Source organism: Spirosoma terrae (assembly GCF_010435915.1).
Taxonomy (GTDB): Bacteria; Bacteroidota; Bacteroidia; order Cytophagales; family Spirosomataceae; genus Spirosoma; species Spirosoma terrae.
This window is the reverse complement of sequence record NZ_JAAFZH010000003.1, coordinates 320,631-337,921: the sequence shown is the minus strand read 5'-3', so window position 1 is coordinate 337,921 and position 17,291 is coordinate 320,631. Positions and strand designations below refer to the sequence as shown.

Sequence of the window (17,291 nt, the reverse complement as noted above, 5' to 3'; positions counted from 1 at the left end):
AACAGAAATGCCAGTTTCGAATAAAGGGTTGCCTGAACACAAAAAAACACCGCAGCAAAAGCGGTATTTTTTTGTGTTCAGGCAATTACGTCGCAAACGAGTTCAGAAAGCTACTCTTAATTATTCAGGGCTGATAAGGTGTTACGTTCGCGGGCATCGTATTGAGCACGGGCCTGCATAATCTGATCGCCATGATCACTGGCCCATTCGCCTAATTCAATAACCTTCACCAGTAAGCTATTACCTAGCCCAGTCAGCTCATATTCTACGCGGGGCGGAATTTCGGGATAAACGCGCCGGGAAATCAGCCCATCGCGTTCCAGATTACGTAACGTAACCGTCAGCATCCGTTGGGAAATACCGTCGATCCGTTTCTTAAGCTCATTGAATCGTAGAATGCCCGCATTGCCTAAATGGAAGATTGACAAAATCGACCATTTATCACTAAAGCGGTCCAGAATGTTACGAGTTGGGCACGTACCGGTAAGATTAGCCGGATCGCCTAAAATTTTCTTCAACTTTATTTGCAGGATATCCTGTTGATTATCAACAATAGTTATGTCCATGTTACTGACGCACTAAAAAATGCCTTCTTGCGAACGGGGTAGTTACTAAATAATTTTGAGTTACTAAAAATAACTAAGTCACAAATATAACCTGCCAATATCATGATCGCAATTACTGGTGCTTCTGGCCATCTGGGAAAAGCCACCCTCAACTTTTTGTTAGCCAAAACCAATCCATCTTCACTGGTTGCCGTTGCCAGAGATACGGAAAAAGTAGCTGACTTGGCTGCTAAAGGCGTAACTGTTCGCCAGGGGGATTATACAGATAGAACTTCTCTGGTTGCTGCCTTTGCGGGTGTTGATACATTAGTACTGATATCCAGTGCCGTGTTAGGTGACGAACGCATTCGGCAACATACCAATGTTATTAACGCGGCCAAAGAAGCGGGCGTGAAACATATTTTCTACACCAGCGCTCCCAATCCTTCGCTTACAGCGCATTTCACGCCTGCCATTGACCACTTTCAGACGGAAAACCTGATCAACGAATCAGGGCTGGCTTACACCTTTTTCCGCAACAACTTATATCTGGATATTTTACCGGGCGTGCTGGGCGAGGCTCCTCAGTCGGGTAAACTCTATTTCCCGGCGGGCGACGGTAAGGTGAGTTTTGTATTACGTACCGACATTGCCGAGGGACTGGCGAATGCTTTACTGAGCGAAGGCCACGAAAATAAAATCTACGAAATTGGTTCGCCAGAATCCTACTCATTCAGCGATATCGCAGCCGCTTTGAGCCAGTCCGGCAAATCAGTCGACTATATCGACATCCCAAACAGCGCCTACGAAGCAGAACTCCAGAAACATCTTCCGGCACACTACGCCAAAATGTATGCTGGCATGGCCGAAGGCGTCAAACAAGGTGATTTTGACGTACCAGACGCTACGTTGGAAAATTTGCTGGGACGACAGCCGGTTACATTAACCGACTTTTTGAAAAATCTGTCCTAACCTATTTATTACGTAGCGTTCGGTGGTCAATGCTGCCAACAGAAGCCAGTCGACTTCCGTTGGCAGCATGTTGTGTTTACAACTCTTCCTATTCCTGGCTAATATGATCTCTCATTAGGTAAATCAAACAAGGAACCAAATACACGGTCAGATCAGCCATCAGTTGGCAGAAGAACCGTTCTCTCAAACTCGACTCTGAGGAGTGATTCTGTTTTTATTTAGTCCTTAATCATGTGTACCAGGTTTGACAGGCAAAAAATCGAGTTTGTCAAACCTGTCGTTTTACACAACCGGTAGGTTACCTCCATCTACTACATAATTTGTCCCAGTGATGTAGGAAGCTTTTGGCGACACCAGGAAGTGAACAAGTTCGGCTGTTTCTTCAGGTTCTGCCATTCTTCCAATTGGTATGCCCCCAAGTCGGGCAAATAGATGCTGAGTCATCGTTTCTGAACTAACGCCAGTACGCGCTGCAAAATCGTCTATGAATTTAGTCATTGCCTCGGTTTTGTTCAACCCCGGCGATACGGTAATGACGCGTATCCCCTGCGGAGCAACTTCGGTGGCCAATGTTTTACTATACGCATTCAGGGCTGCTTTGGCTGCACTATAAGGCATAGTAGACTCCCATAATGGAAACATACCACTCGTTGAGGATATGTGTATAATCACCCCACTTTTCTGTGACACCATCTTTGGTAAAAAAGCACGATCCAAACGTACAGACGCTAATAGGTTTACTTGGAGGGCTTCATCCCAGTGCTCATCGGTTAGCACACTAAATCCTCCAGAGGGTAATGTATTGGCTCCCATGTTATTGATGAGAATATCAACTCCGCCGAATTGAGCGTTCACCTCATTAAATACCTTCGTCACTTCTTCGGATTTAGACAGGTCTGCAGCAATAAAATAGTGGCTTCCCGCCGAATACCCTGGATTGGTTCTGGCCGTGGTAATGACTGTGGCACCCGATCGGGCCAAACGGTCGGCAATAGCTTTGCCAATCCCTTTTGTTCCGCCTGTAACCAGCGCAATTTTACCGTCAAGATCCAGGTTAACATCTTGTCTATTTTCCATTTGTTTTTATTTTTGAAATGAATGTTTCAGAATTACCGATCGATTTAGTGTAATCCATTCTGAATTGATCGTTTCAAAATGGATCAAAAAAATTAGCCGATGACTTGGCTAATCATGAACTGAGCCAGCTTTTTGATTTTCGCAGGATCTCTATAAAGTAGGTGAATTTCATACCAGCCGGTATAGGTACTAATAATGTAATCAGCCAGTAAATCAGGATTCGTATTATTTTGAAGCTCACCGATTTGTACTGCCTCTCTAATAAGTGAGGTTAAAAAGTGGTGGGTAAATTCATTATCGCTCTTTAAAATAGCTTTTATCTGGTCATCCTTAGGAGAAACTTCAAACGCTGTTTTTATAGCTAAACAACCATCAATCCCTTCTATAACGGCCATAACAACATCATGAATGAAGTTTGTCAGTGCCGCCACAGGTGATGTAGCACTTATTGCCCGCTTTTGTAGCGCTATTTTTCTGTTTCGGGTGTACTGGTTCAAACACTGGACAAACAGTTCGTGTTTATCGCCAATCGTATTATAGAGACTGCTACTATTGATTTTCATAGCATCGGTCAAATCTCTCAAAGAAGCCCCATTGTAACCTTTTTCCCAAAAGACACGAGTGGCTCTTTCGATTGCTTGTTCCTGATCAAATTCAATAGTTCTGGCCATACTTACTACAGGTTCGTATAGGTAACTTTATTTCTAAAACAATCGTTTCAGAAACGAAAGAAATTTAGTTGAAAGGCTAATCGACGGGTAGTACATCAGCCGGCCTTTACGCCTGGAAGTCGAGAGACCATCCGGAAACCTGCCATCAAATTTTAGAGATCAGCTCCCTTGCCACCCATCGCTACTTGTCATGAATTGAAGCTTCAAACCATCTTCTCCTTAATACTCTCCACTTGAGAAGCGTTGAAGCTAAGAGTGACTATAGTTCCTACATTGACCTTGCTTTGTATGTCGATCTTTCCCTGTTGTGCGGCCATTAGCTCATGGCTCAGCTTAAGGCCCAGGCCACTACCTTTTTCTCCCATTGTACCCTTCCGACTGTTATAGTTTAAAAAAAGAGTATTCAGCTGAGCCTCTGTCATACCGATACCATTATCCTGAATCTGAAGAATTAATTCGTCCTTTTCTATTCTGGATGATAGACTGATGGCTCCATGAACGGGAGTAAATTTGATTGCATTCGTAAGAATATTCCGGATAACGATCTCGGTCAAATTTCCATCAGCCAATACATAATCTTCCTCGACAGAAACGTTTACAGAAATAGATTTATAGTGAATTACGTGGCTTGACAACTCAAGAATATGCTCAACGGCTTCCAGTATATTTACTTTCTGAATTCTTGGCTTTATCCCCCCCATCTGGTTGATGGACCAGTTTAATAGATTATCTAATGTATTACTAACTACACCAACTTGTACTTCCAAATTAGAAAATGTCTCAACTGCTCTTTCTGGATTTTTAGTCCTGTTTATACTTCCCAGAAAAGTTTGTAGGCTGACTACCGGGCTACGTAAATCATGACTAATTATGCCAAAAAGCTTGTTCTGCATATCATTTAACTTTTTCAATTCAATAGACTGTCCTTTTATTTTCCTTGTTTGAACAACTACAAAAAGAATAATAAAAACCAAAGAAATAATAATTAAGACCGAGAGCCATTGAATTTTTTTAGACTGCTCTAGACTTTCTCCCTTATACTGGTTTTCCAGTTTTTGCAATTGAATTTGCTGGGTTAAACTATCTTCCTTTGTTTGCGCTTCAAAACGCTCCTGGCCTGCGGCTAATTCAAAGATGCGTTGATTTGCATTTATACTATCTTTAAGAGTAGCCAATTCATTAGCGGCAGCTAGAGCTTTCTGGAAGTTGCCTTCTTTTTCAAACAAGACTTTCCCATTTTTCAATAAGTCTATCCGTACATTAGACGGTATCCTTTCTTTTGATTTACGCTCAAATTCGTCAGCAAAAGCTACACCTTGTAAGTAATTTCGTTTCGCTTCTTTATAGTTATGTCCATGAAGATAAGCCTCTGATAAATAGGTAAAAAATGTAGCTTTATCAAGCGCAGGCATACTAGCCATAATGTCAGATTTACTCTGAACTTCAGTTCCTATCTCAATCGCTTTAGCGAAATTCCTCAGATTTATACAACATGAAATTATGCCCACATGAATCGTATAATCATAGCCTATTGCATCCTGTCTCATTTTATCGAGTTCGCGTAGGTTACTGGCGGCTTCTGCAAAGTTTTTGAAAAAGAAATTGTACTCAAGATTTGCACTAACCATAGATGGGCTATGCTTGTCAATAGCCTTTTCTTTAACTAGTATAGACAGGGCTTTTCTTAAGAATGCATATGCTAAGGAGTCGCTACAATTCACCTTATAAAAATTAGCTAATAGCCCGTAATTGTAACCCTCTAGAAGTTGTAATTTGTGCTTTTGTGCAAATTGAATATTTCCATATGTCTTCCGTAAAGATGTCGTAAAATCCGATTTATTCCGGCTCGATATAGCCTTGTCTGAATAAATTTTAGCGAATTCATAGTCAATAGTTGCAATTCGTTTTATCTGATTATTTTTTATTGCCCAGTAGCGCCCCTTGTTTAAATACGTTAAACTTAACTCCGGCTGTTGTTTACTAAAAAATCGACCACAAACTGTATAAAATTCTCCATGATACGTTGTATTTTTTGCCTTGTTTACCAATTCCAGTCCTTGATTGATATATAACAGACAGCTATCGTTTTTAAGCGAGGCCTTATAGAATTGAATTAGCTTAATGCAGGCAGCCAAACGAGCGGTATCACTTTTTGCGTGATCAAATTGATGTCTTAAAGATGGAGATGCATAGCTAATAATAAGAGAAAAACTTAATACTATAGTTAGAAAATAATATTGCCAGCTTAGTTGCTTCATAAATTTACTAGCTTATTTATCCACAAATCCCAGCGATTGATCTGACTTATTCTTTTTTGAAAATCTCCACAAAGTAGACTACTAAAGCATTCTTCGCCCGGTGAATTGCCTGGAATCTATTTAAATCATTGAGCCTACTTTATTTAATTGTTCCAGTCTATACTGCACTTTGGCTTTGTAAGTAGCCCCTATAGGAATTTTGTGAGAACCCAACCAGATCATTTTCGTTGAAAACTGAGTAACGTGATCAAGATTAACCAGGAAGGATTTATGAACCCGAATGAACTGATTCGTGCTGAGTTGGCCGTCCAGTTGGGATAACTGCTCAGTGACAACAACCTGGCCAGCTTTGGAAATTAGTTTAGAATAGATGGAATAGCCTTTGAAATATAAGATGTCGCTGAATTGGAACCGCTCATTTTTACGACCCACTTTCAGATAGACATAGGGCGATGAAGGCGCATCCGATGGAACCAGGGGAACAACCGACGGTTGAGCTACGGCCTGACCCGGTACATATTGAGGCAATACTGTGTTAGGAATCTCGAACTGAAAGATAGCCCGCCGTAACGCGCGTAGAAACCGACCAAAGCTTAACGGTTTGGTTAAAAAATCCTTTACCTCCAAATCGTAGCAGTCAACGGCATATTGAGGGTGAGCGGAAATAGCAATAGTAGGCGAATGTTGCGGAAACAGTTTTAGCAATTCAAAGCTATGCACGTCGGGAAGCACCATGTCCAGCAGCATTAAGTCAACAGAATGTTGACGCAGGACGCTAATCGCCTGCATGGTGTTGGTACAAATGAATGGGCGATCAAAAAGACCTGTTTGTTCGAGGAAACCAGCTAATTGCTCAATGATGATGGGGTCATCCTCCAGGATTAGAACTTGATATTTGGTTTTCATTACAGAGGCAAGAGTCCTAAGCAAATTTACAGTTTTTTATGTGTAGGGAGCTTCCGTTGCAGGCGAAGTTATGTGATTTCAATGACTAGTTAAGCAAACGACTGTTTTTTACTAGTAAACTGAAAAACGAAGCTACCCAACAAACTCATTCACACACAAAACTATCAGTTCACTAATTTATACTTCCGTTTGCATGTTTTCACGAGTAGGCTCAGTATTCTTTACAGCATAAATCAGCCAATTCACATAAAAACAGCAATTGAGCAAATTAATATAGTTGTTTGACTGATTTCTAGGGCATTACGTTAAATATACACAATTGAATATATACTATTATATACCTTTAATGAAAAAGGCAGATCGCCCAATTTTCACAGGTAGATAGATAAAATCACCGACTGTTCTTTTCTGGTATTTTTTTTAAATACCGCTAACAAATCCGAGCGGTCATCCGTCGCCTTTTAAAGACTATTTATAGTGATTATATAACCCAAAAAAATGTCATGATAGAACACATAAGTACCTGAATGTAAGCCAATAGACCAAAAATTCCGAGTTATTCATTACACTACTTTTCAGAGTTACTCAACTCAATTTAAAACTTTTGCTAATCATAATACTATGAAAAACATTTGGAGTGTACAGTTAATTTTGCCTTCGAGAAAATTGAATGCTGAATTGGTCGTAGAAAGTCATCAAATCTATACCGAGGGAATCGAGGGTCCACTGACCCCAGAATCGGAACTGTTATCAGACGAAATCGATTCCACGCCTGGAGATGAGGATTATGTCAAACCCTTTTACGCGACTGATCTTCTACATTTAATCCAGCATCACCATCAAGTGACCTTTGCTCACCCCAGAATGCTAGACTAATCCATAAGCTGGCAGAAGTTAGTCGAACCGAATTAGTAAGGTTATAGGCAAAGTCTGCCACTTTTGATTGGCTATCAAGTGTTCCTCGTTTCATCAGGCTGCTCTGCCTATTGACGCTATCTACAGAAACCTTGGGCATTCCCACATATGGCTCTCAAATGAGCTAAGGGATATGTTATGCCGATCCATTCGCCATTTTCCTCAGTCCTTGTCCCAGTCAATAGCTAATATATCCTATTGACTGGGACAAGGTCATAGGGAAATGGCGAATGGAAGTAATCCTAGTTGTCATCTGCCTGAGCAACTGCCAGCCCCCCTCCACATAAGGCCATTAGGTGCCAGTAATATTAGACTTGTCTGCCTGTCAGCAATTCCCTTGTTTGAGCCAGGAAAGGCACTCCTTTCACGATAGTTAATTGCTGACGGATAGCTGTCAATTCCTTTTTTTGAGAAAAGATTTCCAGGCATTATGATCGACAACGCCCAGCGTTAGCACTATTAGTTCGCTATAATTGCTCTCCGGTTCACCAGGCTGATTGATTTAACTGACCATTTACACCATCCAAAGAAAGGTTGGGGATTCTTGAAAACCCCACAACCCCCGCGACGGCTTTTGCTGGCCGAGCACGACTCCGAGACGAATTGTAAGTCATCGCCCCAAAAGCCAAAACAAACCCAGGTAATGAACCTGGTGCCTTTTTTAGATTTACCCATAATCTTATTTTTTCGAATTGATTCATATCTGCAAGGCGATAATTGTGCGCAATCATTGTTACTTTCAAGGAATTATTCAGTAGTCATTCCTGGCATCATTGCCGTTTTATTTCGCATTTACTCACTTCACTCATCATTAATGAATCGACCTCATCTTCTACGAATCCTCTCTACCTCCATTGTATTGGTTGCTCTGACAACGACTGCTACGTTGGCGCAACCTTTTACCAAAAGTGAGATTGCCCGCTGGCAGAAACAGGCCAAACAGATTACGATTACGCGCGATACGTGGGGCGTTCCTCACATTTACGGAAAAACCGATGCGGATGCCGTTTTTGGCGTGCTGTACACGCAATGCGAAGATGATTTCCCTCGCGTTGAAGAAAACTACCTCGACGCTATTGGCCGATTAGCCGAAGTTGAAGGCGAAGCGGCCCTGTATCACGATTTGCGAGCGCGGTTGTTTATGGATACTACGCAGGCCATTGCCATCTATAAGAAAAGCCCGGCCTGGATGAAAAAATTGCTGGAATCCTTCGCCGACGGAGCCAACTATTACCTCTACACCCACCCGGATGTAAAGCCAAGGCTCCTGAAACGCTTTCAACCCTGGATGCCACTGATGTTCAGTGAAGGAAGTATTGGCGGGAATATCAGCGTTGTGTCAGTCGATAAACTCAAAGACTTCTACGAACAGCGAAAAACGTCCTGGATTTATGACTTCGATAAGTTTGAGCGGGAACCCGTTGGCTCAAATGGTTTTGCCGTTGCTCCTTCCAAGAGCGCGACCAAAAATGCCTTACTGCTCATCAACCCTCATACATCCTTCTATTTCCGGTCAGAAGTCCACCTCACCAGTCAGGAAGGATTAAATGCGTACGGTGCCGTTACGTGGGGGCAATTCTTTATTTATCAGGGCTTCAACGAGAATTGCGGCTGGATGCACACCTCCAGTGGTGCCGACTCTATGGATGAATACCTGGAGACTATCGAAAAAAGAGACAACAAGTTCTACTACAAGTACGGCAATGAGTGGAAACCCGTCCGTGCCGAAAAAATTCGCCTTCCCTACAAAGTCGGCAACGAGATACAATACAAAGATTTTACCATGTATTTCACTCAGCACGGCCCTGTGGTTGCGCAGAAAGGAGACAAATGGGTGACAGTTGCGATGATGAATACACCATTGGAAGCCCTGGAACAATCGTATTTGCGGACCAAAGCGAAAGGCTATGACAGCTACAAGGAGGTGATGAAACTGAACGGTAATGCATCCAACAACACCGTTTTTGCGGACCGTAACGGCAATATCGCTTACTGGCACGGGAACTTTATGCCGAAACGCGACACCAAATTCGACTGGAATCAACCTGTGGATGGCAGCAACCCCGACACCGACTGGAAGGGCTTGCATTCGGTTGATGAGCTGGTACAGATACACAATCCAGCTAGTGGCTGGATTCAGAACTGTAACTCGACTCCATTTACCGTATCGGGCAGAAGTAGCCCAACCCAAAGCAGTTACCCTACCTATATGGCCCCCGATGCGGAAAACTATCGTGGTATCAATGCGGTACGTGTACTCTCAAAGAAATCAATCTTCACACTCGATACGCTGATTGCAGCCGCCAACGACCCGCATCTGGCGGCATTCGACGAATTACTTCCTGCCTTATTATCCGCCTACAAAACGGTTTCGGCGGACTTAGCTAACCAGCCAGCAGAATTGAAGGATGCTATGCAAATTCTGGAATCCTGGGATAAAAACTATGGCGTTACGTCGGTTGGAACGGCGCTAGCCATTTTCTGGGGCGAAAAAATACAGAAGCTGGCCCGTAGCCGCGTTCCTGCCGACAAACGGCTCGATTATCAGACCTTTACCGCTTTCACGATCGCCAATACCACGCCACAGGAAAAACTAACCGCTTTGCAGGAAGTCCTGACCGACTTTACCCGTGATTTTGGGACCTGGAAAACAGCCTGGGGCGACATAAATCGTTACCAGCGACTGACCGGTAACATTCAGGAAAGCTTTGATGATCAAAAGCCGAGCATTCCAGTTGGCTTTACCCCATCGGCCTGGGGCTCGCTGGCCGCTTATGGCGCTCGGACGGCTCCAAACACCAAAAAACGATACGGCTACGTAGGGAACAGTTTTGTTGCGGTTGTAGAATTTGGTCCAAAAGTAAAAGCGCGCTCGGTAGTTACGGGCGGCCAGAGCAACAAACCAGGCAATCAGCATTTCACCGATCAGGCTTCCCTTTATTGCAAAGGTCAATTTAAAGACGTCTGGTTCTATCCCGAAGACGTAAAACAACACGTGGAGAGGACGTACCATCCGGGCGAATAAGATTGTCATTAGATACGCCATGTCTTGGAGACATGGCGTATCTTGTTGTTTCAAATGTATTGCCGAATGCCATCGCTTAAGATCAGTCTGATTCTCGTAACATCGCTCGGAATCGCTTCCTTTTCCGTTCTTGATACGAACAGACCTCACATTACGTCACGCAGTAGGCTAACAACCAACAGCGATTCGGTTGCTGCGGGCAGACAGCTGGCGGTACGTTACTGCGGGAACTGTCACTTGTTTCCAGAACCGGAGCTGCTGGATAAGAAGACCTGGGTCACTGGCGTTCTGCCCGTTATGGCCCTTCGCCTTGGTCTGAAACTTCCCGGCCACGATACGTTACGAACCCTCCCTCCCGACGAAGAAAAAGCGATTAGTAAGCTGGCTATTTACCCCAGCGAAGCCGTACTCTCTAAGAGCGACTGGGATAAAATTGTTCGCTATTACGAAAGCACAGCGCCCGATGAACCGCTCCCCCAAAAGCCTCATCCAGACGTAACGAATCAACTGCCGTTATTCAGTGCTCAGGAAGTTTTTCTGAGCGACAAACCGGTTCCGCAAACTACTTTGTTGAAATATGATGTTACTACGTCCCGGCTTTACGTGGGTGATGCCCAGCAGTCGCTATACGTAGTGGATAGTCTGTTTCAGAAAGAGAATACATGGCCCATCGAAACACCCGCCACGGATATTGATTTTCCTAAGAATGCAGCTCCCCGACCGCTTACGATTGGGATTTTTAGCCCTTCCGATCAGCAAAAAGGAAGTCTGTTATCGCTGGCCAGCCCTTCGTCAGTCAATATCCGAAACTTGCCCCGGCCCGTTCAATTTGCCACCAGCGATTTAAACGCCGATGGGAAAGAGGACGTAATTATTTGCAGCTTTGGCAATAACGCCGGAAAACTAAGCTGGTTCGACGGTTTTAATCCAACGAAAGAGCATATACTGAAAGCCTTTCCTGGCGCCCGCAAAGTCGAAATTGCGGATTTCAACCACGATAATAAGCCCGATATTATGGTCTTAATGGCACAGGCACGGGAAGAAATCAGCATCTTCTATAACCTGGGCAAAGGTCGATTCAAGGAAAAAACAGTGCTACGTTTCCCGCCTGTGTTTGGCTCCAGCTACTTCGAACTCGCGGATTTTAACGGCGATGGTTTTCAGGACATTCTGCTTACCAATGGCGACAACTGGGATTACTCAGCTATTAACAAAAATTACCACGGTGTCCGTATTTTTCTGAACGACCATACCGATACCTTCAAAGAAATCTGGTTTTACCCGATGTATGGGGCCAGTAAAGCCATCGCTCGTGATTTTGATAACGACGGCGACCTAGACATTGCAGCTACGGCATTTTATTCAACTACCAATCAACCGGAACAGGGCTTTATTTATCTGTCGAATGCAGGGCGTTTTAACTTCAGACCGTTCAGCACACCCGAAGCGGCCAACGGCAAATGGTTGACAATAGAAGCGGCCGATTTTGACCACGACGGCGACCTCGACATTGTTCTGGGTTCTTATTTTCATACCGTTGGCGAAATGAGTCAGTTGCTGTTACGTGGCATTACGTCATTTCCTCAATTACTGGTTCTGAACAACCAGCGGAAGTAGAGCAGGGCATCTTCTAAGTGCTTTTCATCGCTCTTTACTACGTAGCAGATCGCGAAACAATAGACAAAAAAAGGGGCAAACCATCGGTTTGCCCCTTTTTCCATTACCAAATCTAAAATGTATGATCGTATTGGTCAGCGCTTATTTTGCATCCCAGAAAATCTTGGTAGTCAGATTATCCGTTGCCTTAACAGCCGCATAATTAGCACCGTTATAGGTGATCTCATTACTAGGAATAGGCCAGCGAACGGGTGGCAATGTCTGGTTATTGGCGTTATCCGTCTGAAAGCTCAGCGTTGGATAATCCAGCCGACGAATGTCAGCCCAGTTTTCGTACGGCTGAACCAGGTTATAATGCAACCACTTCTGCGTAGCAATCAGCTTCAGTTTATCCGTAGCGTTCGTAGCACTGCTCCAGTTAACACCAGTACCAGCGATGTAGGCGGTTATAGAAGCATCCGAAGCCGCCGTAGGCACTGGCGAGCCGGTAATACCGGTAGCATTGGTAAGCGCCAGAATGCCATTGTAGAATTGTACGGATTGGCGGATAGCAGTTTCATAAGCCGTTTTTGCCGACGCATCATTACCCGAGCGCAGATAATACTCAGCCTTGATCAAATTGATCTGCGGAGCATTGATCAGAATACCAGGGAAGAACTGATTCCGGCTCAAGGTATAGCGGTTGTAGATAGCAATCTGACCAGCATTATACTGAGCGGTTTGTGTAGCCGACGTAGCCGTTGGATCGATACCGATGTATTTACCACCAGCATTGGCACCTGGTTCGAACAGAATTGGCAGACGCGGATCGTTGTTGGCGTTCATGTTATCGATGATAGCCTTACCAGCCGTATTGCCAAACCAATCAGTCGACTCCAGACCATCGCGGAAGCCTTTCGAGTTCAGATCCGTGTTGATATCGTACACTCTGATCTGAATATTCTGCGCATTGGTCTCAACTACTGGATAGGTAGTTGGGTTATTCAAGATTTCAGCCATCTCAGTATTCGATCTCGACTGGAAGCTCGATACGCCCGAAACACGGTTCAGAATACGCAGACGTAATGAGTTAGCATAGCGTTTCCAGGACGCTACGTCGCCTTTGTTCAGGAAATCCTGCGTTTTGAAGGCAGTCTGATAACCAGCACTAATGGTCAGGGTATTCAGTTCCGTAGCAATGCTTTTCAGATCGTCCAGCAAGAATGTATAAATGCCTTCTGCTGTATCGAATTTAGCATTGGATGCTACGTAATCGCCACCTTTGGTGCTCAATAAACCCGCTTCGCTGAACGGAATCGGACCAAACAGGTCAACCATCGACTGGGTCTGATCATATACGTAGATCGAAGCGGCCAGCATGAAAATCCGAAGATCTTTCTGCTGTTCTGCCGTTTTCGACGCATATACTTTTTGCAGTTCACGGTATTGGGCCAGCATGTTGTAGTATGTGTACCACACATCCTCAACACCCGATGAACCCGGAACGTACTGGCCTGAATCGTTGATCCAGCCCGTTGCCTGATTGTAGTGGTTCAGGGTTGTACGTAACGTAACGAAGTAGAACCGATAGCCCGGTAGTACGTAATCGCGGTTAGCGTACATAACCCCCGTAAACTGCTTCTCAACAGTGGTTTGCGAAATCTTGGCGGGGTCTGGATAGGCCTCCGTAAATTCAGATTCCTTACACGATACGTTTGCCAGCAATAATCCTGACAAAAGCAGTAATGATATTTTTTTCATTTTCATGATTTCGTTAAGATTAGAAGCTAGCCCGTAACATAACGCCTGCTGTCCGGAACGATGGGTTAGCACCGGCATTGTTGATATTGTCGGTCCATTTCGTTCCTGTAGTGGTTTGTTCAGCATCCAGATCTTTAATGGTCCGGTAGATGAAGAACAGGTTACGACCAAATACCGACAGGGTCAGATTCTGCATACCAATTTTGCGGGTAAAGTTGGCAGGAATCCGGTAGCCCAGCGACAGCTCACGCATTTTGATGTAGGTATTCTCTTTTACGTATAGCTCGTACCGTGAATTACTGTACTGCGGACCACCCCAGTTGTAAGTCTGGTTGTAGTAAACAGCCTGCGAAACAATGTTCGTGTTTTTCTCGCCAGAAGCCAGCACACCATCCATTAGCATACCGTCGTTGTAAACACGTTCGCCATTTGGACCCGCACTACCTGTTGTCTGAATACCTTTACCGTTGGCATCGATGTAGTAACGAAGACCGCCATGTTCAGCATCCATAGCCGTTAAGCTTTCTTCGGTCAGACCACGTGACGTCATCCAGTTGATACCCGTTGGCATAATGGCACCACCGATGCGGAAGTCGGTAATTACGTCCAGCGTAAAGCCTTTGTAGGTGAAGTTGTTCAGCAAACCACCCGTTAACTTAGGCATGGCGTTTCCGGCTTTGATCCAGTTGGCTCCATCCAGCTGATAGATACCGTTTGGACCAACGATTTTCTCGCCGTTTGCATTTTTCAGGATACCGTGCACGTAAATATCGCCCATTGGCTGACCCACAACCGAACGTAGCTGAGCAGCATTACCATCGTAATCGGCATGCAGCAGTTCACTAGAGCCATTCGCCAGCTTTTCAACTTTGTTCGAGTTTTTAGCCAGGTTCAACGTCAGATCCCAGTTAAATCCGTTCAGGTCAGTCGACCGGATTGGCGATACGTTGAAGGCTACTTCCAGCCCCTGGTTACGTAGCGTACCGATGTTGGCCAGAATCGTTCTGGCACCCGACGAAGCGGCAATGTTTAAAGGCAGGATCTGGTCAACGATTTGCGCATTGTAGTAAGCAATATCAAAGCGTATGCGGTTTTTGAACAAACGGGTCTCTAAACCAAACTCAAATTCACGCTTTTGTTCGGGACGGATTTTATCGTTACCGTAGTCGCTGCTGATCGTTGTGTACAATACCGAGCTACCACCCGTTTGCTGTACGTTCAGGTTACCCTGCGTGTAGGCCGTGTTGGCCCGGTAGATAGATGGGTAGTTACCCACAATACCGTACGAAGCTCTCAGTTTAGCGTAGCTGATGGCGGTTGGCAGTCGGAACAGATCGCTGAATACAAACGATGAGTTGACCGATGGATAAACGAATGCGTTGTTGCCCGGAGCAAGCGTCGACGTTTTATCACGACGTAATGTTCCTTCTACATACACAATATCCTTGAAGTTGAAGTTCAGCGTACCCAGGAAAGCATCCCGCACCCAACGATCACGCGTATTGAACGTCGTGTTATAAGTCGGTGTATTTACAGACGCCGATAGATCGAAGAAATTCTCGGTGCTCAGGCCGCCGTTAGTCGAGCGCTGCATCAGCGTATTGATCTGCTTGTAGGCGTTGTAACCCGCCATGGCCGACAACGTAATATCTTCGTTGATCTTCTTGTTGTACGACAGTAACAGATCGCCATACACGTTGTTATACAGGTTGTTACTTAGGCCAAATTCACCTGAGTAGCCAAATGCTAATGGAATATCACTACGTTTCTTGTCTTCGATACGTTCTGAGGTGAAATCCGTTCCGATACGTCCGCGCAGGTTCAGATTAGGAACAATCTCCCAGTTCTGCGTAATGCTGGCAATAATACGGTTGCTGTATTCATCGTAGGTATTAGCCCGTGTATTCCACACATAATCACCAATATCTGCCTTGAAGCCGTTACGAATAATGTTTTCGCTTGGCGTCAGACTTTGGTTGGTGCCCGTTACGAATTTATAGCCCAGGCTGGTTTGGTATTTATTGAAATACCAGTCGGCTGATTCAAACCGATTCATCATGCCCGAAAAGTTATTGATCATACGATCCACTTTAAACGGACGGTTGTGTGTGTACTGGTTGATATAGTTTACAATCAGGTCTGTTTTCAGCTTTTTGCTAGGATTAAAGCTGGCATTCAGATTCATGATGTTCTTGCTGTTCTTGGCATTGTAGCTGATCATGCCATTATCCTGGCGTGTATACGAAAAGCGGATGGACGAATTTTCCGTAGCTTTAGAAACCGATAGATTAATATTGGCACTGCTCGCATTCTGGAACAGATCGGCGTAGCTATTACCTGATGGTGAATACGGACGAACAACGCCATCAAACGCCATAACAGGCTGGCCGTCAAACTTAGGTCCGAAGTTAACCGTAGCGTTCAGCAGACCGCGCGTATCGCCAACACCATCTCCGTTGGTATCGTACATGATGAACCCATTGGCATCCTGGCCGCCATTCGCGTAATTCTGCATGTAACCAGGACCTCTTACGTTCTGATAACGTGGCAGGTAAGCGATTTTATCGACACTGTAGCTCGCGTTGAAATCGACGCCCAGCCCTTTCCGGCCTTTACCACTTTTGGTAGTTACCAGAACAACCCCGTTAACTGCTTCTGAACCATACAGAGCAGCCGCCGAAGCACCTTTCAGAATCGAAATGTTTTCAATATCGGCCGGGTTCAAATCCAGAAGTCCGTTACCACGAATACGCTGATCACCCCAGTAATCGTTGTTTCTTACTTCACCATTACGAATGGGGATACCATCCATAACGATCAGCGGCTGGGTATTTCCGGTGATAGACGATAACCCGCGAATGTTGATGTTTACAGCACTCGTGGCTCCCCCTGGCGTTGCATTGATCGTTACACCCGGTGCTTTACCATAAAGCGCCGTAGCGAAGTTTGGTGTAGCCGTTTTAACCAGTTGGTCATTATTAACGATTGCCGTAGCATAGCCCAGCGCGCGTTCTTCTTTTTTGATGCCCAACGCTGTTACAACGACTTCGTTGATCATAGACGCATCTTCGTCCAGCGTTACGTCTACCACTTTCTGGCTCCCAACAGCCACCTCTTTGGCTTTATAGCCAATAAAGGAATAAACCAGGGTTTTACTAGCACCCGTGGCAATACTGTACTTACCATCTGCATCTGTAATTGTACCTACTTTAGACCCTTTTACCACGATTGATACGCCTGGTAAAGGCTGGCCATCATTACTTGCAGTTACCCTTCCCGTAATTGTCTGAGCTACTACGGGAGCGCTTATTACCAGCAATAGGATAATAAGCCTGAGTAGATTTTTTGCCATAGAAAAATTCGATATAGTTAAATTCAAGGGAATTTGTTACAATATTAACGTTAATTAATTTCAGAACTAACATTGAATTAATATTTTTTTTTAAAAACTTTGCCCTACAGTATAAGTAAAATAAAAATCCTTTAACATAAGGATAATACGTAAAATTACTTACAAAGCTTCGCTGAAAGGCAAAGCCAGCTATCTACCTTACTTCGTTACCGT

10 protein-coding genes are annotated in these 17,291 nt (G+C 44.5%); 3 read left to right on the top strand and 7 right to left on the bottom strand.

Going from position 1 to position 17,291, the window contains the following annotated elements; translation table 11 throughout:
• Positions 1–116: 116 nt before the first annotated feature.
• Positions 117–566 (bottom strand): winged helix-turn-helix transcriptional regulator, encoded by a 450-nt coding sequence (locus GK108_RS09330; RefSeq protein WP_163946325.1) that lies wholly within the window; start codon positions 564–566, stop codon positions 117–119.
• Between the two features lie 102 nt (positions 567–668).
• On the opposite strand from GK108_RS09330, the gene GK108_RS09325 reads away from it, so the two are divergent.
• Entirely contained in the window at positions 669–1,517 is an 849-nt protein-coding gene (locus GK108_RS09325) for an SDR family oxidoreductase (protein WP_163946321.1), read from the top strand.
• A gap of 282 nt (positions 1,518–1,799) precedes the next feature.
• Here GK108_RS09325 and GK108_RS09320 read toward each other — a convergent pair whose 3' ends face one another.
• From GK108_RS09320 to GK108_RS09305, 4 genes are all read right to left on the bottom strand, one after another.
• The gene (locus GK108_RS09320) at positions 1,800–2,594 is read right to left on the bottom strand and encodes an SDR family oxidoreductase (RefSeq protein ID WP_163946318.1); all 795 of its coding nucleotides are present in this window, start codon (positions 2,592–2,594) and stop codon (positions 1,800–1,802) included.
• A 92-nt stretch (positions 2,595–2,686) separates the two neighbouring features.
• Positions 2,687–3,265 (bottom strand): TetR/AcrR family transcriptional regulator, encoded by a 579-nt coding sequence (locus GK108_RS09315; RefSeq protein ID WP_163946315.1) that lies wholly within the window; start codon positions 3,263–3,265, stop codon positions 2,687–2,689.
• 203 nt (positions 3,266–3,468) lie between these two features.
• Positions 3,469–5,523 carry a tetratricopeptide repeat-containing sensor histidine kinase gene (locus tag GK108_RS09310; protein WP_163946312.1) on the bottom strand — a complete coding sequence of 685 codons (2,055 nt, stop codon included), beginning with the start codon at positions 5,521–5,523 and terminating at the stop codon, positions 3,469–3,471.
• Positions 5,524–5,643: 120 nt separating this feature from the next.
• On the bottom strand, positions 5,644–6,429 hold the full coding sequence (locus GK108_RS09305; protein ID WP_163946308.1) for a LytR/AlgR family response regulator transcription factor: 786 nt from the start codon (positions 6,427–6,429) through the stop codon (positions 5,644–5,646).
• A gap of 1,729 nt (positions 6,430–8,158) precedes the next feature.
• On the opposite strand from GK108_RS09305, the gene GK108_RS09300 reads away from it, so the two are divergent.
• Complete coding sequence (locus GK108_RS09300; RefSeq protein WP_163946303.1) at positions 8,159–10,369, top strand: penicillin acylase family protein; 2,211 nt, start codon at positions 8,159–8,161, stop codon at positions 10,367–10,369.
• A 66-nt stretch (positions 10,370–10,435) separates the two neighbouring features.
• The gene (locus tag GK108_RS09295; RefSeq protein ID WP_163946300.1) at positions 10,436–11,986 is read left to right on the top strand and encodes an FG-GAP repeat domain-containing protein; all 1,551 of its coding nucleotides are present in this window, start codon (positions 10,436–10,438) and stop codon (positions 11,984–11,986) included.
• 141 nt (positions 11,987–12,127) lie between these two features.
• Here the strand turns inward: GK108_RS09295 and GK108_RS09290 are convergent, their stop codons facing one another.
• Together GK108_RS09290 and GK108_RS09285 are read right to left on the bottom strand one after the other, a co-directional pair.
• Entirely contained in the window at positions 12,128–13,726 is a 1,599-nt protein-coding gene (locus tag GK108_RS09290; protein WP_317166501.1) for a SusD/RagB family nutrient-binding outer membrane lipoprotein, read from the bottom strand.
• Between the two features lie 19 nt (positions 13,727–13,745).
• Complete coding sequence (locus GK108_RS09285) at positions 13,746–17,078, bottom strand: SusC/RagA family TonB-linked outer membrane protein (RefSeq protein WP_163946294.1); 3,333 nt, start codon at positions 17,076–17,078, stop codon at positions 13,746–13,748.
• Positions 17,079–17,291: the final 213 nt, after the last annotated feature.